Annotated in this window: 18 protein-coding genes; 7 read left to right on the top strand and 11 right to left on the bottom strand. The window is 72.6% G+C overall.

The features are described 5' to 3' along the window. The first annotated feature begins 76 nt into the window (after positions 1-76). From ACIHEI_RS22160 to ACIHEI_RS22185, 6 genes are all read left to right on the top strand, one after another. Complete coding sequence (locus ACIHEI_RS22160; RefSeq protein WP_392947000.1) at positions 77-595, top strand: hypothetical protein; 519 nt, start codon at positions 77-79, stop codon at positions 593-595. A gap of 37 nt (positions 596-632) precedes the next feature. Then, positions 633-2,261 carry a WXG100 family type VII secretion target gene (locus ACIHEI_RS22165; RefSeq protein ID WP_396607795.1) on the top strand — a complete coding sequence of 543 codons (1,629 nt, stop codon included), beginning with the start codon at positions 633-635 and terminating at the stop codon, positions 2,259-2,261. 111 nt (positions 2,262-2,372) lie between these two features. After that, positions 2,373-3,809, top strand: a complete 1,437-nt coding sequence (locus ACIHEI_RS22170) for a S8 family serine peptidase (protein WP_396607796.1) — start codon at positions 2,373-2,375, stop codon at positions 3,807-3,809. Positions 3,810-3,957: 148 nt separating this feature from the next. Next, complete coding sequence (locus tag ACIHEI_RS22175; RefSeq protein WP_387866856.1) at positions 3,958-4,737, top strand: HAD-IIA family hydrolase; 780 nt, start codon at positions 3,958-3,960, stop codon at positions 4,735-4,737. A 165-nt stretch (positions 4,738-4,902) separates the two neighbouring features. Then, positions 4,903-5,163: a hypothetical protein gene (locus ACIHEI_RS22180; protein ID WP_392947009.1), complete on the top strand. Its 261-nt coding sequence runs from the start codon at positions 4,903-4,905 to the stop codon at positions 5,161-5,163. Positions 5,164-5,172: 9 nt separating this feature from the next. Further along, positions 5,173-6,240 (top strand): Gfo/Idh/MocA family oxidoreductase, encoded by a 1,068-nt coding sequence (locus ACIHEI_RS22185; RefSeq protein ID WP_396607797.1) that lies wholly within the window; start codon positions 5,173-5,175, stop codon positions 6,238-6,240. A 60-nt stretch (positions 6,241-6,300) separates the two neighbouring features. Here the strand turns inward: ACIHEI_RS22185 and ACIHEI_RS22190 are convergent, their stop codons facing one another. The 11 genes from ACIHEI_RS22190 to ACIHEI_RS22240 form a co-directional block, all read right to left on the bottom strand. Beyond that, positions 6,301-7,341: an adenosine deaminase gene (locus ACIHEI_RS22190; protein ID WP_396607798.1), complete on the bottom strand. Its 1,041-nt coding sequence runs from the start codon at positions 7,339-7,341 to the stop codon at positions 6,301-6,303. A 71-nt stretch (positions 7,342-7,412) separates the two neighbouring features. Continuing rightward, positions 7,413-8,213: a hypothetical protein gene (locus ACIHEI_RS22195; protein WP_396607799.1), complete on the bottom strand. Its 801-nt coding sequence runs from the start codon at positions 8,211-8,213 to the stop codon at positions 7,413-7,415. Between the two features lie 160 nt (positions 8,214-8,373). Continuing rightward, positions 8,374-9,174, bottom strand: coding sequence for a hypothetical protein (locus ACIHEI_RS22200; protein ID WP_396607800.1), 801 nt, complete (start codon positions 9,172-9,174; stop codon positions 8,374-8,376). Between the two features lie 114 nt (positions 9,175-9,288). Next, entirely contained in the window at positions 9,289-10,572 is a 1,284-nt protein-coding gene (locus tag ACIHEI_RS22205) for a DUF445 domain-containing protein (protein WP_396607858.1), read from the bottom strand. 64 nt (positions 10,573-10,636) lie between these two features. After that, positions 10,637-11,926 (bottom strand): nucleotide sugar dehydrogenase, encoded by a 1,290-nt coding sequence (locus ACIHEI_RS22210; RefSeq protein ID WP_387647646.1) that lies wholly within the window; start codon positions 11,924-11,926, stop codon positions 10,637-10,639. Positions 11,927-11,964: 38 nt separating this feature from the next. Beyond that, a complete protein-coding gene (locus ACIHEI_RS22215) occupies positions 11,965-13,167 on the bottom strand; it encodes a glycosyltransferase family 2 protein (RefSeq protein WP_392947021.1) in 1,203 nt (400 codons plus the stop codon). Positions 13,168-13,227: 60 nt separating this feature from the next. Next, a complete protein-coding gene (locus ACIHEI_RS22220) occupies positions 13,228-14,196 on the bottom strand; it encodes an ATP-binding cassette domain-containing protein (protein ID WP_392947024.1) in 969 nt (322 codons plus the stop codon). A gap of 16 nt (positions 14,197-14,212) precedes the next feature. Beyond that, a complete protein-coding gene (locus ACIHEI_RS22225) occupies positions 14,213-15,046 on the bottom strand; it encodes an ABC transporter permease (RefSeq protein ID WP_396607801.1) in 834 nt (277 codons plus the stop codon). Continuing rightward, positions 15,039-15,842 (bottom strand): ABC transporter permease, encoded by an 804-nt coding sequence (locus tag ACIHEI_RS22230; RefSeq protein ID WP_396607802.1) that lies wholly within the window; start codon positions 15,840-15,842, stop codon positions 15,039-15,041. The genes ACIHEI_RS22225 and ACIHEI_RS22230 overlap by 8 nt, the downstream gene beginning before the upstream one ends. Positions 15,843-16,011: 169 nt before the next feature. Further along, complete coding sequence (locus tag ACIHEI_RS22235; RefSeq protein ID WP_100588626.1) at positions 16,012-16,314, bottom strand: co-chaperone GroES; 303 nt, start codon at positions 16,312-16,314, stop codon at positions 16,012-16,014. 137 nt (positions 16,315-16,451) lie between these two features. Then, entirely contained in the window at positions 16,452-16,793 is a 342-nt protein-coding gene (locus ACIHEI_RS22240) for a DUF3618 domain-containing protein (protein ID WP_387647419.1), read from the bottom strand. A gap of 149 nt (positions 16,794-16,942) precedes the next feature. Here ACIHEI_RS22240 and bcp point away from each other — a divergent pair, with 149 nt between their 5' ends. Continuing rightward, positions 16,943-17,416 (top strand): thioredoxin-dependent thiol peroxidase, encoded by a 474-nt coding sequence (gene bcp / locus ACIHEI_RS22245; protein ID WP_387647421.1) that lies wholly within the window; start codon positions 16,943-16,945, stop codon positions 17,414-17,416. The last annotated feature ends 46 nt before the right edge of the window (positions 17,417-17,462 follow it).

The following is a 17,462-nucleotide window of genomic DNA, read 5'->3' on the forward strand; positions in this document are numbered from 1 at the left end:
GCTATCTTGAAAGGCGGTCAGTGCCACCGGCGGGCCACCACGGGGGTGGGTCCGCTCAGGGGGAGGGGGATCGGCGATGAGCGACGTCGACAGCGGAATATCAGGCTTTGTGTACGACACGGTCGCGAACGTCACGTCAGTGGTGACGGGGGCCATGGTCGCCGCCTCGCAGGCGCTGGCGGGCCAGGTCGGCAGCGGGGCGGTCAAGGTCGAGGTCGAGAACCTGCAGACCTTCAAGAACAAGGTCGACCAGATCCTGCGCGAACTCGACGGCTCCGACGCGAGCCACGGCACGGTCTCCCAGCAGACGCTGACGGCCGGGCAGCTCGGCCAGAACTTCGGACAGGCCGGCGACCTGATGACCGCCTACAACACCGTGCACGGCAACCTGGAACGGCTCTCCCAGAACCTCGCCGCCCAGATCGCGGCGATGAGCGCGAGCATCGGCAGGGCAGCCGGCACCTACAGCGACGCGGACGCCCAGCAGGAGGCCCGGTTCAGCGCGATGCCGGCCCCGGCCACCGGCGCCGTCGACCCGAGGACCGCCTACCGCCCGCCGGCCCCGCCCACCGGCACCCAGCAGGGCGCGTACTGACGACGTCTCCGGCGACGGAGAACGGGGGATTCGAAAAATGACGCAGGGACGCTTCATCCGCAAGATCCACGACGACGGCGGCGAGATCGACGGCGCCAGCCACGAGCAACTGGTGGCCATGGTCCAGCACACGGACCCGATCGCCGTCATGCAGGTGGCCCAGCGGCTGCTGGCCGCCGCGAACAAGATGGACGAGGTCAGCGAAGAGCTGCACGCGCACATGAGCGGCCTCGACTGGGAGGGCGCCGCGGCCGACAGCTTCAAGAACTGGGGCGGCCAGGTCTCCAAGTCCACCATGGACCTGGCGAGTTACTCGCGGAACGCCGGCGAGTACATGGCCTCCGCCGGCGAGACGCTCGCCACCGTCAAGTCGGGCATGCCGGCCGTACCGCACGCCGACATGCAGACCGTCAGCCGCTACGACGACCAGCCCAACGACGCCGTCAGCACCGGCGGCGCCATCCTGGGCGGCATGATTCCGGGCGTCGGCGCGGGGATCGGCAGCTGGGCGGCCGGCAAGATCGCCGACGCGGTCGACTCCGACTGGGTCACGCCCGCAGAGGCCAAGGCGGCGCAGCAGCGGGTGAACCAGGCGCACAACGAGGCCATCCAGCAGATGAACAAGCTGGCGCAGGCGTACCAGCAGTCGACTATGCAGCTGAACGCGGTGCAGCCGCCGGTGTTTCCGCCGCTGCCCGGGAAGGGCGAACATGAAGGATCGGTGGACGTCCCGATCGGCGGGGACGGCGGCAGCACCGGCCGGAACCCCGGTGGCGGCGGCACTCTTCCGCACCCGCCCAGGGTGGCGCCTCCGCCGACCCCGCGTCCGCCGACACCCATTCCGCAGCCGCCGACTCCGGTTCCCCCGGGTCCGCCGCAGCCGCCGATCCCGGGTCCCCCGCACCCGCCGGCTCCTGGCCCGCCGCACCCGCCGGGCCCGGTACCCCCGAATCCGCCGACTCCGACTCCCTGGCCTCCGATCAAGGATCCCGGGACCGGTCTCGACCACACACCGCCCCCCGCTCCAACGCCCCCGGGCCATGGCGGCGGAGGTGGTGGCGGCATCGGTGGAGGCGGCCTCGGCGACGTGGGCAGTGGTTCCTCCGGCGGTGGGCACGGCGGCGGTTACCCGGGCGGCCCGATCGGTGGCGGCCCGATCGGTGGCGGCCTGGGCGGCGGCGGAACGACCGGCACCGGCCGGACCGGCGGCGGCGCCCCGGGCACCGGCGGCACCGCAGGTGCTGGCGGCCGAGCCGGTGGCACCACCACGACGTCCGGCGGCGCGGGCCAGCCCGGCCAGGCGGGGCGCGCGGGCACCCCGGGAATGGGCGGCATGCCGCACGGCGGTGGCGGCATGGGTGCCGGCGGCGCCAAGGGCGGTGCCGGCGGCGCACGCGGCGGCGGGCTGGTCAGCCGGGGCGGCGGCACCGTCGGCGGACAGCGCGGGTCGGCCTCGGGCCGCGACGTCACGCCGGGCGGCACCGGGCTGCGCGGCCGAGCCGAGCGGGGCGCCGACGGGCGGGCCGGTCAGGGCGGGTTCGGCGGCGGCCACGGCGGTGCGAACCGCAAGGGCAAGCCGCAGGGCAAGCGCCCCGACTACCTGACCGAGGACGAGGACACCTGGACGTCCGGCATGGGTCCGGTCAACCCGAATGTGATCGAGTAGGTCCGCACAGGCTGCCCGGCCGCAGGGGAATACCGCTCCTGCGGCCGGGCAGCATCGTGCGGTCGGGGGCAAGTCACTCGCCGAACACGTCGGCGTGCGAAGGAGTTTGTGATGCGGCAGACGGGCAGGACAGGACGGGGGCAGCGGCTCGCCGCAGCAGCGGCGGTCGCCGGTGTCCTGTGGGGGTGGTCGGCGGGGCCCGCGCTCGCGGTGGACTCGATCCGCGCACAGCAGTGGCACCTGGACGCGATGCACGCCGACGAAATGTGGCGGACCAGCACCGGAGCCGGCATCACCGTTGCCGTGATCGACTCCGGCGTGAAGGGCGACGCGCCCGACCTGGCCGGGCAGTTGGTGGGCGGCACGAACCTCAGCGGCCAGCCCGGCAGTGAGCTCTCCCCCAGTGACGGCCACGGAACGGGGATGTCCAGCACCATCGCCGGCACTGGCAAAGGTCTGGGCGGCAAGGGGGCCTACGGCCTCGCACCCGGGGCGAAGATCCTCCCGATCAAGGTCGACCTGGACAACGGGACCGGTCAAAGCCAAATCATGGACGAGGTCTCCCGGGGCATCACCTATGCCGTCGACCACGACGCAAAGATCATCAACATGTCGCTCGGCTTCCCCGTGGTCTCGCTGCTGCCCGCCGACGTCGACAAGCTCCGGGCTGCGGTCGACCATGCGGTGTCCCGAGGAGTCCTGCTGTTCGCCGCGGTCGGCAACACCGGCAATGTGGACAACCGCCTTGAGTATCCCGCCTCAATGAGCGGCGTGGTCGGCGTGGCCGCCACCGACCAGGACGGGAAGGCCACAGCGGAGTCGGAGCACGGCCCACAGGTGACGCTCGCCGCCCCGGGCCAGGACCTCTACGCGGCATGCACCGGCCCTTCCGGCTACTGCAAGGGAAACGGCACCTCCGGCGCCACCGCCCTGACGTCAGCCTCCGCCGCACTGATCTGGTCCGCGCACCCGGACTGGACGGCCAACCAGGTGCTGCGCGTCCTGATCAACACCGCCAGCAACCCCCAGCAGCGCAGCGACTACCTCGGCTACGGCATCGTCCGGCCGCGCATCGCACTGACAGATCCCGGCGACCCGGGCCCGCCGAACGTCAGCCCGCTGCCCGCCGCAGCCGGGTCCTCGCCTGCGCCGGGCAAGTCGGGCGGCGCGGCGAAGCCGAGCGGCACCGCGAGTGTGCCCGCCGACTCCTCGCAGGATCAGGACTCGGCGTCGTCACAGCCGTCCGCCACCGCGGACACGTCCTCGAAGTCGAACAACATGCCGCTGCTGATCGGCGGCGGTGTGGCCGGCGTGGTGCTGCTGCTCGTGGCGGCGGCGATCCTCATGCGCAACCGCCGGACCTCCGCCGCAGGCCCGGTGCCGCCGGTGCCCCCCATGCCGCTCCCGGGCCAGCCGCAGCCGCCCTACGGCCAGGCCCCGCAGCAGACGTACGGTCAGCAGCCCTACGGTCAGCAACCGCCCTACGGCCAGCAGCCGCCTTACGGCCAGCAGCCCCCGCCGGGGGGCGGGAACCCGTACGCGGGCTGAGGGGAAGGCCGCCCCTGTGGTCGGCCGGCGGGGCGCACTAGGCTGAGCGGCGTTGGGGCAGCCAGTGGCGCCCGGCCGGCCAGCGGTGTCCGGTCGGAGCGATGCACATTGATCGTTCGACCGTCGCAAGACCTAGGAGTGACCCACCGTGGCAGACCGCAAGCCCATCGAGACCTGGCTGACCGACATGGACGGAGTCCTCATCCACGAGGGCGTGCCGATCCCGGGAGCCGACGCCTTCATCAAGCGGCTGCGTGAGTCCGGAAAGCCTTTCCTGGTGCTCACCAACAACTCCATCTACACCCAGCGCGACCTGCATGCCCGGCTGTCCCGGATGGGTCTGGACGTGCCGGCCGAGCACATCTGGACGTCCGCGCTGGCCACCGCGAAGTTCCTCTCCGACCAGCGCCCGAACGGCAGCGCGTACGTGATCGGCGAGGCCGGCCTGACCACCGCGCTGCACGATGTCGGTTACGTGCTGACCGACACCGACCCGGACTTCGTGGTGCTCGGCGAGACCCGCACCTACTCGTTCGAGGCGATGACCAAGGCGGTCCGGCTGATCGACGCGGGTGCCCGTTTCATCGCCACCAACCCGGACGAGACCGGCCCGTCCGCCGAGGGCGCGCTGCCCGCGACGGGTGCGGTCGCGGCGCTGATCACCAAGGCCACCGGTGTGGAGCCGTACTTCGTCGGCAAGCCGAACCCGCTGATGATGCGGGCCGGCCTGAACGCGATCGGCGCGCACTCGGAGAACAGCGCGATGATCGGCGACCGGATGGACACCGACATCGTCTCCGGCATGGAGGCCGGCATGTCGACCTTCCTGGTGCTGACCGGCCTCACTCAGGCCGGCGAGGTGGACCGCTTCCCGTACCGCCCGACCCGGGTGGTGGAGTCCATCGCGGACCTGGTCGAGCTGATCTGACCGAGGCCCGGATCTCCCACCGGCGTCCGGCCGTGCGACCGGACGCCGGGACCGCCTCAAGTCAGCCTTAAGCGGCGCCTAATTGCCCTGACGCCCAGTCAACTTCCGTCCGCAGTAAGGCTAATGTCCCGGGCACACCCTCCGCCCGACGCAAGGAGCCCGCCCGTGGCCTCCGTTCGCCGCACCGCCGTCCTGCTGGCCGCCACCGCCCTGCTCGGCGGCGCCGCCGCACCCGCCTCGGCGGCCGACACCGCTGCCGCCCTCGCCGACGGGGGCACCGCCGACGGGGTGCTGCTGTCGCTCGGCTCGGTGCTGCTGCTCACCGGTGCGGCGGCCGTCACCGTGCGCCGCCGCGGCGCAGGGCCGTCCCGACCTGGGCATACGGACCGGACGACCTCCGTCGCTCCGGGGGACGGGGATGATTGAGTGGGGGTCATGAGCACGCCCCCCGCCCCTTTCCGCGTCGGCCTGATCGGCTACGGCCTGGCCGGCTCGGCGTTCCACGCCCCGCTGATCGCCACCACCCCCGGACTCCAGTTGGAGGCGGTGGTCACCGCCAATCCCGAGCGCCGCGCCCAGTTGCAGCGCGAGCACCCCGGCGCCCGCGCCCTCGACACCCCCGACCAGCTGTTCGAGGAGGCCGACCGCTACGACCTGGTGGTGATCGCCTCCCCCAACCGCACCCACGTGCCGCTGGCCCGCACCGCGCTGCTGGCCGGTCTGGCCACCGTCGTCGACAAGCCGCTCGCCGCGACCAGCGCCGAGGCCCGCGACCTGTGCGAGTTCGCCGAGAAGTCCGGTCTGCTGCTGTCGGTGTTCCAGAACCGCCGCTGGGACGGCGACTTCCTCACCGCCCGCCGCCTGATCGAGGACGGCCGGCTCGGCCGGGTGCACCGCTTCGAGTCCCGCTTCGAGCGTTTCCGTCCCAAGCCCAAGCCGGGCTGGCGCGAGCTCGCCGACCCGGCGGAGGTCGGCGGCACCCTGTACGACCTGGGCAGCCACCTGGTCGACCAGGCCCTCGCCCTGTTCGGGCCGGTCGAGACGGTGTACGCCGAGATCGACGTCCGCCGGGACGGCGCGGTGGTCGACGACGACGCGTTCCTCGCCCTCACCCACACCGGCGGCGTCCGCTCCCACCTGTGGACCAGCGCCCTCGCCCCGCTCGCCGGGCCCCGGCTGCGGGTCCTCGGCGACAGCGCCGGCTACGTCAAGTTCGGCATGGACCCGCAGGAGGCCGCGCTCCGGGCCGGCCGCCGCCCCGGGCCGGACAGCCACTGGGGCGACGACGACCCGGCCGCGTACGGTCTGCTGGGCAGCGACGGCGACGTCGAACCGATCACCACCGACGCCGGCGACTACCCCGCCTTCTACGCGGGCATCGCGGCCTCGCTCACCGACCGCACCCCGCCGCCGGTGAACCCCTGGGACGCCGTCGCCACCTTGACCGTCCTGGAGGCCGCCCGCGCCTCCGCCGCGACGGCGAGCGTCGTCCGCCTTCCCTGACCGGCACGGTCGAAGTCACCGGCGGGATCCTCACCGCCCCGCCGGTGACCCGGTCGTCCGTCAGGCGGTGGGCCAGGCCGCCAGGTGGGCGTCGATCTCGCCGGTCAGCCGGCGCTTGCCCGCCGGGTCCAGGAACGACGCCTCCACCGCGTTGCGGGCGAGCGCCGCGATCCCTGCCTCGTCCAGGCCGAGCAGCTTCGCGGCGACCGCGTACTCGGTGTTCAGGTCGGTGCCGAACATCGGCGGGTCGTCGCTGTTGACGGTGACCAGCAGCCCGGCGTCGACCATCCGGCGGATCGGGTGGTCCTCGATCCGCTCGACCACCCGGGTGGCCAGGTTGGAGGTCGGGCAGACCTCCAACGGGATCCGGTGCTCGCCGAGGTAGTCGACCAGCGCCGGGTCCTTCACCGACTGGGTGCCGTGGCCGATGCGCTCCGCGCCCAGCTCCCGGATCGCGTCCCAGACCGTCTCCGGCCCGGTGGACTCGCCGGCGTGCGGCACGCTGCGCAGGCCGGCCGCCCGGGCCCGGTCGAAGTACGGCTTGAACTGCGGGCGCGGCACGCCGATCTCGGGGCCACCGAGGCCGAACGAGACCAGTCCGGCGGGCGCCAGGTCGAGCGCGAGGCGGGCGGTCTCCTCGGCGGAGGCCAGTCCGGCCTCGCCGGGGATGTCGAAGCACCAGCGCAGGACAACGCCGAGTTCCCTCTCGGCGGCCAGCCGGGCGTCCTCGATCGCCTCCATGAAAGCGACGTCGGGGATGCCGCGACGGACCGACGAGTAGGGCGTGACGGTCAGTTCCGCGTAGCGGATGTTCTGCCGGGCCATGTCCTCGGCGACGCCGTAGGTGAGGGAGCGGACGTCCTCGGCGTCCCGGATCAGATCGACGACGCTCAGGTACACCTCGATGAAGTGCGCGAAGTCGGTGAACGTGAAGTACTCGGCGAGCGCCTCCGGGTCCGCCGGGACCTTGGTGCGCCCGGCGTGCCGCGCCGCGAGTTCGGCGACCACCCGCGGCGAGGCCGAGCCGACGTGGTGCACGTGCAGCTCCGCCTTCGGCATTCCGGCGATGAACGCCTCGATCCCCTGGACACCCTCGGCCACGGCACGCTCCCGTCTACTCACCCGGACCCGGACAGACCTCGCATGCTAACCCGCCGCGGCGAACGCCGGTGTCACCACTTGGCGGTGAGCTTCTTCAGCGCATCGAGGGCCTGCCCCCGGCCTTCGGAGGCCTGCCGGTCGGGGTCGAGGTCCACGAACACCTCCACGGTGATGGAGCCCTTGCGGGCGATCACCGAGGTGAACGGCCGTGCGGCGGACTTGCCACCGCCGTCGGTGTCGTACACGGCGCGGCCCTCCTCGGCGTACACCTCGTCGGCACCGGGCACCTTCGGCGACTCGATCTCGTGGACACCCTGGTTGGCGGCATGAGCGTCGTCATTGGTGTAGTTCGGGCAGCGCCTGGTGTTGTCCCTGCGCTTGGCGATCTCCTTCACCGCCGCGTCGGCGGTGGTGAAGGACATCGCCCCGGTGCTCGCGTAGGTGCTGTCCTTCTCATGGTCCTGGCGCACGTACCGGTAGGTGTCGGCCTGCAGACCCTTGTCCGAGGTGGTGTCGGGATTGAACTTGCAGGACTTGTCCATCGCGGAGTTGAACAGACCGGTGTAGTCGTCGCCGTCGGAGACGAAGGCGTTGTCCCACTCCTTCTCGGTCAGCGCGATCTTGTTCGTCTTGGCCTGGGCCGCCGCGTCGCCGCCCGTCGTGCTGCCGCTCGCGTGGGCGCTGGGCTTCACCGGCTCCTTCGCCTTGCCGCTGGCCTTCGCGGACGCCGGCGCCGAAGCCACCGCGCTCGGCGACGTCTGCCCGGTCGCCCCCGTGGCCGCGTCGTCCTCGTTGCAGGCCGTCAGGACCAGGCCGGCCGCCGCGAGGGCGGCGATGCGCAGTCCGAGCGTGCGTGCGTGAACCGTCTTCACGGTGAATCCCCCATGGAAATACGAGGCCCCGACCCCCCTGGCCGTGCCGACCGGTCTATCACCCTACCGAATCGGTCGGACACGCGCGGACCGAACCGGCGCCGGACGGTTCGTCAACCACCCGGCGCCACAAGCTAACCCGCTGCCGCGAACGGCGGTGTCACCACTTGGCGGTGGCCTTCTGCAGCAGCGCCCGCACCTGGGCGCGGCCCTCGAAGACCTGCTGGTTGGGGGCGAGGTCGACCAGCACCGAGATGGTCACCGCGCCCTTGCGCGCGACGACGCGGGAGAACGGGCGGTCCTGGGTCTTGCCGCCGTCGGTGGTGCCGTACACGGCCAGGCCCTCCTCCGCGTACACCTCGTCGGCTCCCGCCACCTTCGGCGCGTCGACGTCGTGCACGGCCTTGAACTCGTTGCCTTCGCCGTCCTTGTAGTTGGTGCAGCGCAGGACGTTGGCCAGCTGCTCCGCCATGTCCTGGTGCGCGGCGTCGGCGTTGGTGAACTCGGAGGCGACGCTGGTGCCCATGACCTCGTCGCCGTCGGGTCGCGGTGCCTTCACGAACCGGCCGGTGTAGGCGACGAGGGTCTTGACCTGCCCGGAGTCCTTGTAGACGCAGGACTTGTCCATGGTGAAGGCGGTGATCGCGGTGTCGTCGTCGGCGCTGGTCTGGTAGCCGGTGCCCCAGTCGGCCGGGGTCAGCGCGAGCTTGTTGGTCTTCGCCTGCGCGGTGGCGGAGTTGCCGCCCGCGGCGGTGCCGCTCGGGCGGGTGCTGGGCTTGGCCGGGTCCTTGGCCTTGCCGCTGGCGCCGGCAGTGGCGGACGAGGAGGCCGGCGCGGTGGGCGAGGTCTGGCCGGTCGCCCCGGTGTCCAGGTCGTCGTCGTTGCAGGCCGTCAGGACCAGGCCGGCCGCCGCGAGGGCGGCGATGCGGAGTCCGAGTGTGCGTGCGTGAACCGTCTTCACAGTGAATCCCCCCATGGATTGGAAAGGCCCCGGCCCCCCTGGCCGTGCCGATCGGTCGATCACCCTACCGAAGGGGTCGGACACCTACCCACCGGGGGCGGACCGGACCGTTCGTCAACCACCCAATGCCGTACTGGCGGTGTGGATGAGCAGGCCCGCCAGCGCGCCGACCACGGTGCCGTTGATCCGGATGAACTGCAGGTCGCGGCCGACGTTCGCCTCGATCTTGCGGGAGGCGTCGTCGGCGTCCCAGCCGGCCACCGTGTCGGAGATCAGCGAGGTGATCTCCTCCCGGTAGGTGGAGACCACGTACTCGGCGGCGTCCAGCAGCCAGCCGTCGGTCTTCGCCTGGAGTTTGCCGTCGGTGGCGAGGCGGCGGCCGAAGGAGCGGAGGGCCGTGGTGATCCGGCGGCGCAGCTCGCTGTCCTCGTCCTCGGCGGCGTTCATCACCAGGGTGCGGACCGCCGACCAGGAGGAGGCGATCAGGTCCTGCACCTCGGGGCGGGCCAGCAGGTCGGACTTGGCGCGTTCGACCCGGGCGATGGTCTCCGGGTCGTGCTGGAGTTCCTGCGCGAAGTCGGCGAGGAAGTTGTCGAGGGCGCCGCGCGCGGGGTGCTCCGGGTCGTCGCGGACGTCGGTGACGAAGCGCAGCAGTTCCTTGTAGACCCGCTCGCCGACCTGGTGGTCGATGAACTTGGGCGTCCAGCCGGGGGTTTTGGCGGTGACCCGGGAGACCACGTCGACGTGGTGCTCGACCAGCCAGTCGCGGGCCCGGACCGCGACCAGGTCGACCACGCCCTTGTGGCCGCCGTCCGCGACGATCTTGCCGAGCAGCCGGCCGGCGGGTTCGGCGACCGAGGTGGCGGCGGCCCGCCGGGTGATCGCCTCGGCGACCACGGCCTGCACGTCCTCGTCGCGCAGCACCGCGAGGACGCCGCGCAGCGCGGCGGCGGCCTCGTGGGTGACGCGTTCGGCGCTGCCGGGCGCGGACAGCCACTCGCCGAGCCGCCGGGCCACCCCGATCCGGCCGAGCCGGGCCCGGACCACCGACGGGGACAGGAAGTTGTCGCCGACGAAGTCGCCGAGCGAACGCCCGAACGCGTCCTTCTTGGTCGGGATGATCGCGGTGTGCGGGATCGGCAGGCCGAACGGGCGGCGGAACAGCGCGGTGACGGCGAACCAGTCGGCGAGCGCGCCGACCATGCCGGCCTCGGCGGCGGCCGCCACGTAGCCGGCCCAGCTGCCCGCGCCGGCGGACCCCGCCCAGGTGGCGAGCGCGAAGACGACCGTGGCCAGGCCGAGCAGGCCGGTGGCGATGGTCTTCATCCGCCGTACGCCCTGCCGTTTGGCCTCGTCGGCGGCGGTGAAGCTGACTCCTGGGGGTGCCGTCTCGTCCACACTCACCCCGTCAGCCTGGCACACCGGGCGGGCGAAACGACCGCCGCCCCGCGAATCCGCCCGGTCAGCCGCCCCCGCCGAGGACGATCCGCCGGACGCCCTCCCAGCGGGCCGGGTCGGTGACCCGCCGGCCGTCCAGCAGCACCCGCACGCCCGGGAAGTCGACGGCGCCGAGGTCCCGGTACTCGGGGTGGTCGGCCTGCACGACCAGCGCGGCGACGGGCTTGCCGTCGTCGGGCGGCAGGCCGAGCGCGGCGAGTTCCTCCGGCGTGTACAGCGGGTCGCTGACGCCGACCCGGGCGCCGGCCGCCCGCAGCGCCGCGACCAGCGGGAACACCCCGGAGACGGCGGTCTCCTTGACGCCGCCCCGGTAGGACGCGCCGAGCACGGTGACGGCGACGCCGTCCAGCGGGCCGAGCGCGCCCGCCAGCAGTCCGACCGCGTACGCCGGGACCTGCTCGTTGGCCTCCCGGGCGGCGCGCACCACGGTCGCGTCCGGGTCGTTCCACAGGTACAGCCGCGGGTAGACCGGGATGCAGTGCCCGCCGACCGCGATGCCGGGGCGGTGCAGGTGGCTGTAGGGCTGCGAGTTGCAGGCGTCGATCACCTCGACCAGGTCGACGCCGACCCGGTCCGCGAGCCGGGCGAACTGGTTGACCAGCGCGATGTTGACGTCCCGGTAGGTGGTCTCGGCGAGCTTCGAGAACTCGGCGGCCTCCGCCCCGCTCAGCGCCCACACGCCGTTGCCGCGCGGCAGGTCGGGGCGCGGGTCGAAGTCCAGCACCGCCCGGTAGAACGCGACGCCGCGCCGGGTGGACTCCTCGTCGATGCCGCCGACCAGCTTGGGGTAGCGCCGCAGGTCGGCGAAGACCCGCCCGGTGCGGACCCGTTCGGGGCTGAACACCAGCGCGAAGTCCCGGCCGGCGGTCAGCCCGGAGCCGTCCTCCAGCCGCCGGGCGAACCGGCCCCGTACGGTGCCCACCGGCAGCGTGGTCTCGTAGCTGATCAGCGTGCCGGGCCGCAGCCCGGCGGCGACCGCGTCGGTGGCGGCGTCCAGCAGCGCGAAGTCGGGCCGGCCGTCGGCGTCGGTGAGCAGCGGGACGACGATCACCACGGCGTCGGCCGCGGCGGTGGCGGCGGCGGTGTCGGTGGTGGCGTGCAGGCGGCCGGCGGCGACGGTCTCGGCGAGCAGTTCGTCGAGGTGGGCCTCCCGGGGGAACGGCGGGCGCCCGGCGGTGACGGCGGCGACCACCGCGGGGGCGATGTCGGCGCCGGTGACCCGGTGTCCCTTGGTGGCGAACTGGACGGCCAGCGGCAGGCCGATCTTGCCCAGTCCGACCACGCAGACGTGCAGCGCCGTCACTCGGTCGCCTTCCGGTAGGACGTTTGGTGTCATCGGGCGGCCCGCAGCGTGTCGGGGCGGCCGCGCCAGGCCTTCCGGGCGCGGCGCAGCGCGCGGCGTGCGGGGGCGGGGACCATCCGTCGCCAGCCGGTGGGGCCGGGGGCGCGGCCGGTGTCGAACAGCGTGTCGGGCAGGCCGAGCCGCCGGTCGCGGTACATCGGGTAGCGGGCGTACAGCCGGCCGCCGCGGCGTTCGACGGGGGCGGGGCCGTGCTGCCGTTCCCAGTCGATGAGTTCGCACAGGGTGGCGAGTTCGCCGCGGCGGGCGAGCGCGAGGCGCAGCCGGGCGGGTACCGGTACGGCGGCGAACACGGCGGGTGGGCAGTGCCGGTCGAGCAGCCGGCCGATCTCGCCGAGGATGCGCCGCTGCATGGCGGGCGGTTCGGCGAGGAACTGCTCCTGCAGCACCTGCGGGACGTCCCAGCTGAAGTAGCGTTCCCGGACGGCGTCGCGGGCGGGGCCGGGGCGGGTGCCCCGCTCCAGCACCTCCTGGACGGCGCCCATGGCGCGCAGCCGGTCGATCGGCCCGGCGCGGTGGGTGACGTTGGAACGGTCCTGCCGCAGCACCAGGTGGTAGTAGTCGTAGTCGGCGAGTACGGACACCTTGCGGGCGTTGAGCAGCGCGCCGAGGGTGAACGGCTGGTCGGAGCAGACCGGCAGGTCCTCGCGGCGGCGCAGGCCGTGGCTGAGCACCAGGGCGCGGCGGAACATCTTGGTGTCGGCGAGTGCCCAGGCGAGCGCCGAGTCGGTGAAGCCGACGTGTTCGGCGGTGCGCTCGAAGATGCCCTGCGGGACGATCCGGCCGTTCTCGCCGACGAGTTTGGGGATCAGCACGTCGGACTGCCAGCGGTCGGCGGTGTCGACCATCCGCTCCAGTGCCTCGGGGCCGAGCCAGTCGTCGGCGCCGAGGTACATCAGGTAGCGGCCGCGGGCCAGGTCGGTGCCGCGGTTGGTGGGTTTGGCGGGGCCGCCGGACGCGGGCTGCCGTACGGTGCGCAGCAGTCCGGGGTGGGCGTCGGCGAACCGGGCGAGTTCCTCGGTGCTGCCGTCGCTCGACCCGTCGTCGACGGCGACCACTTCCATCCGGTCCGCGCCGATGGTCTGTTCGGCCAGCGAGTTCAGGCAGTCGGTGAGGTACGGCATGGTGTCGTGGACGGCGATCACCACACTGACGTCCGGTTCGGGCTCGGTCACGAGATACCAACTCCCGGGCCGACCGTTCGGTCACCTCCCCCACCCGAACGAGTGAGTGGGTCAGACGGCGGGTTCGGTGGCGGCGCCGGCGTAGATCCGGGCGATCACGTCCTCGATGGCGGGTTCGCGCAGCGACAGGTCGACCAGCGGGTAGCGCTCGGCGACGGCGGCGACCAGCGGGGCGGCGCTCTGCCGGGCCGGGAACGCCAGCCACTGCCGCGGGCCCTCGACCTTGACGGTGCGCACCCCGGGCAGTTCGATCGGCGGGTGCGCGGTGGCCAGGTCGACCACCAGGGTGCGTTCGCTCTCGCCGGCCGCGTGCAGCTGCTCCAGCGGGCCGTCCAGCACCAGCCGGCCGTGGTCGATCACCATCACCCGGCCGCACAGCTGCTCGATGTCGGTGAGGTCGTGGGTGGTGAGCAGCACGGTGGTGCGCTGTTCGCGGTTGGTCTCGCGGAGGAACTCGCGGACCTTGGTCTTGCTGATCACGTCGAGTCCGATGGTCGGCTCGTCGAGGTACAGCACGTTCGGGTCGTGCAGCAGGGCGGCGGCGAGGTCGCCGCGCATCCGCTGGCCGAGCGAGAGCTGCCGTACGGGGGTGTCCAACAGGCCGCCCAGGTCGAGCAGTTCGACGCACCGGTCGAGGTTGGTCCGGTAGCGGGCGTCGGGGATCCGGTAGATCCGGCGGGCCAGTTCGTAGCTGTCGCGCAGCGGCAGGTCCCACCACAGGGTGGTGCGCTGGCCGAACACCACGCCGATCCGCCGGGCCAGCGCGGCCCGCCTGGCCGCCGGGTCCACTCCCGCCACCCGCAGCCGCCCGCCGGTGGGCACCAGGATCCCGGTGAGCATCTTCACCGTCGTCGACTTGCCGGCCCCGTTCGGCCCGATGTAGCCGACGCACTCCCCCTCCTCGACCTGGAAGGTGAGCCCGTCCACGGCCCGCACCTCGCGCTTCTCGCGCCGCAGGCGGCCGTTCCTGGTGCGGACGGTGAATGTCCGCCGGACGTCCTCGACCTCGATCACCGCCACGGTCCGTCTCCCTCTCTCAGCTTCCGGTGGAACGGTAGGCACGCAGCCCGGCCCGCCAGGCCAGCGCCGCCGCCAGCACGCACAGCGCCGCCGCGACGGGCGAGGCGAACTGGAACGCGACGGGCAGCCCGAGCGGGTCGGGCCGGCTCAGGATGTGCAGCGCGGGCAGCCAGTTGACGAACGCCAGCGGCACCCCGAAGACGGTGCCCGCGACGACCTCCTTGGCGAACATCGTGGGCGGGTACCGGAGCAGCGTGCCGCCGCCGTAGGTGACGGAGTTCTGCAGCTCGGCAGCGTCGCCCCACCAGAACTGCACGCAGGAGCAGCCGACGAAGACCGCGCAGAAGATCACCGTCCCGCACAGCAGCAGACCGGGCACCATCAGCACCCGGTCCCAGGTCCACCGCACGTCCAGCGCGGTGAGCGACCAGCCGAGCACCGCGAACGCCTGCGCCAGGCGGCCCAGCCGCCGCAACGAGAAACGCTCGGCGGCGAGTTGGGACAGCGCGGGGGCGGGCCGGATCAGCATGGTGTCCAGCGCCCCGGAGCGCACCCGCTCGCCCAGCCCACTCACCGAGCCGACCAGGAAGTTGGCCGCGCCGAGCGCCACCGAACTCGTCCCGTACAGGAACCCGGTCTCCGCGAGCGTCCAGCCGGCCAGCTGGCGGGCCTGCCGGAACATCAGGATCAGCACCGCGAAGTCCAGGAAGGTGATCAGCATGTTCGCGGCCAGGCCCAGCACGAACGACGCCCGGTACGTCAGCATGGACCGGCCCCACATCGCGGCGATCAGCCACCACGACCGCACTGCCCAGCCCGCCCTGGCGGCGAGCGACTCGCTCTCAACCACCCTGCACCACCACCTTGCGCACCGCGAGCGCCTGCACCATCCGGCCCATCCCCAACAGGGCTGCCGCCCAAGCCAGTTGGAAGGCGTACAGGGCCAACAGGCCGTGTCCGGTGCGTCGTTGCAGCAGCACGTCGGCGGGCAGCTGCACCATCGCCGAGAACGGCAGCACCCGCGCCAGCTCCCCCAGCACGCCCGGGAACAGGGCCAGCGGCAGCAGCAAACCGGAGAAGAACATCGACAGCACCATCACCGCCGCCCGCACCCCGTCCGTGTCGTGCAGCCAGAACCCCGTCAGCGACACCAGGAACCGCAGCCCGAAACTCACCACCACCGCCAGCGCCACCGCCAGCAGGAACTCCACCCACACCAACGGCCTTGAGGGCAGCGCCAGTTCGAACAGCAGCGCCCCCAGCGCGAGCGGCAGCGCACCCCGGGTGATCAGCTGGAACCCCGCCCGCCCGAGGTCCGTCGCCAGCCACCACCCCTGGAAGTCCACCGGCCGGTACAGGTCGATCGCGATGTCCCCGCTCCGGAACCGCGCCTGCACGTCGTCCTGGAACCCGCCGCCCCACACCGCGACGGCCGCCAACAGCGCCTGGCCGATCCACACATACGTCACCGCCTGCCGCGCGTCGTACCCGCCCAGCCCCGGCCGCACCTGCCACAACGCGAGCATCGTCGACGCCAGAATCCACCCGAAGACGGAATTGGTCACCACCCCGGCCACCGTCGCGGCCCGGTACGTCGAGTACCGCCGGAACGCGCCGCGGGCGACGGCTAAGTAGACCCCGGCCATGTCGGCTGTCTCCTTGGGCGCTGGAAAACAGGGGCGCGTGGGGGTACCTCCCGGCCCGCTGGGGCTGGGGGAGAACTGCGCGAAGGGGAACGTACCAAACCGCAAGGTCGCGACGCCGGGCAATTACTTGCACGTGCTCGCGACCTTGCGGACCGATAATCCCAAGCTGTTACAGGTACAGCCCCGTCGACCCCTCAAGGTCCCCGAAGCGTCCCGCCGCCACCGCGTGCAGGTCGCGTTCCCGGAGCAGGATGTAGGTCGCGCCGCGCACCTCCACCTCCAGCTTGTCCTCCGGGTCGTAGAGCACCCGGTCGCCGGGCTCCACCGAGCGGACGCTCTGGCCGACGGCCACGGCTTCGGCCCAGGTGCAGCGGCGCGAAAGCTCCGCGGTGGCGGGGATCAGGATGCCACCGGTGGAGCGGCGTTCGCCCTCGCCGGTCTCGGTCCTGACGAGGACCCGGTCGTGCAGCATCCGAATCGGAAGCTTCTCCCCGAGCCGGTCGTGTCTGCTCTGCGTGTCGTTCTCACTCACTCCCCGACCGTACCGGACAGCGAAAACGGCGGGGCCCCGGGCGTCCGAACCCGGGTCCCCGCCGTCCGCAGGAGCTGTCAGCCCTTGCGGCGCCGCTTCGCGGAGGCGATGAGCAGCACCACGCCGACGCCGACCAGCGCGACGGGCACGATCCGCTCGGGTCGCGGCCGCCCGTCCTCGTCGACGAACCTGGACTTGACCTGCTCGACGGCGCCGCTCGCGGCGACGTACGCCTTGCCGGCCCGCTGCTCGACCGTGGCGCGCAGCTTGGCCTTGGTCTGGGCGGCGACGGTGGCCGGGTGCACGCGCATGGCGAGCTCGTCGAGGGTCGCGGCGAGCCTGTCCCTGGTCCCGGCGATGTCCGCCTCGATCTGGGCCGTCGTGCGCGGTGCCGACGTGTCCTTGCTGCTCGCTGCCACTGGGGCCACCCCATCTCTGTTACCGCTAGGTACGTCTCTGCACCGACAGTCTGTCAGCTCGCCGTCGCGCTCGCGCAGCGCCACCCACCAACGGAGGTAGGTTGGCGGGAGCACCACCCTGTCCTGGACCGGAGGAGAGAAGCACCATCGTGAGCGAGCGCCTGCAGGCGGGCGACACCGCCCCCGCCTTCACCCTGCCCGACGCCGACGGCAACGAGGTGTCGCTGGCCGACCACCTCGGCCGCAAGGTGATCGTCTACTTCTACCCGGCGGCGCTGACCCCGGGCTGCACCAAGCAGGCCTGCGACTTCACGGACAACCTGGAGGTCTTCGCGGGCGCGGGCTACGACGTGATCGGCATTTCGCCGGACAAGCCGGAGAAGCTCGGCAAGTTCCGCGAGACGGAGCACCTGAAGGTGACGCTGCTGTCGGACCCGGAGCACAAGGTGCTCGAGGCGTACGGCGCGTACGGCGAGAAGATGAACTACGGCCGCACCTACCAGGGTGTGATCCGCTCCACGGTGATCGTGGACGAGCAGGGCAAGGTCGAGCGGGCGCTCTACAACGTCCGGGCCACCGGCCATGTCGCGAAGCTGCTGAAGGACCTGAAGGTCGGGCAGTAACCGAGAACGCGGCAGCGGTGGCGGCCGACCCCCCGACCGGGTCGAC

Origin of the sequence: Kitasatospora sp. NPDC051984, from assembly GCF_044593455.1 — a bacterium.
Lineage (GTDB): Bacteria > Actinomycetota > Actinomycetes > Streptomycetales > Streptomycetaceae > Kitasatospora.

Bases quoted from the DNA above. Each gene is read 5' to 3' on its own strand.
- ACIHEI_RS22160 (WP_392947000.1), top strand. From the start codon at position 77: ATGAGCGACGTCGACAGCGGAATATCAGGCTTTGTGTACGACACGGTC.
- ACIHEI_RS22165 (WP_396607795.1), top strand. From the start codon at position 633: ATGACGCAGGGACGCTTCATCCGCAAGATCCACGACGACGGCGGCGAG.
- ACIHEI_RS22170 (WP_396607796.1), top strand. From the start codon at position 2,373: ATGCGGCAGACGGGCAGGACAGGACGGGGGCAGCGGCTCGCCGCAGCA.
- ACIHEI_RS22185 (WP_396607797.1), top strand. From the start codon at position 5,173: ATGAGCACGCCCCCCGCCCCTTTCCGCGTCGGCCTGATCGGCTACGGC.
- ACIHEI_RS22230 (WP_396607802.1), bottom strand. From the start codon at position 15,842: ATGGCCGGGGTCTACTTAGCCGTCGCCCGCGGCGCGTTCCGGCGGTAC.
- ACIHEI_RS22235 (WP_100588626.1), bottom strand. From the start codon at position 16,314: ATGCTGCACGACCGGGTCCTCGTCAGGACCGAGACCGGCGAGGGCGAA.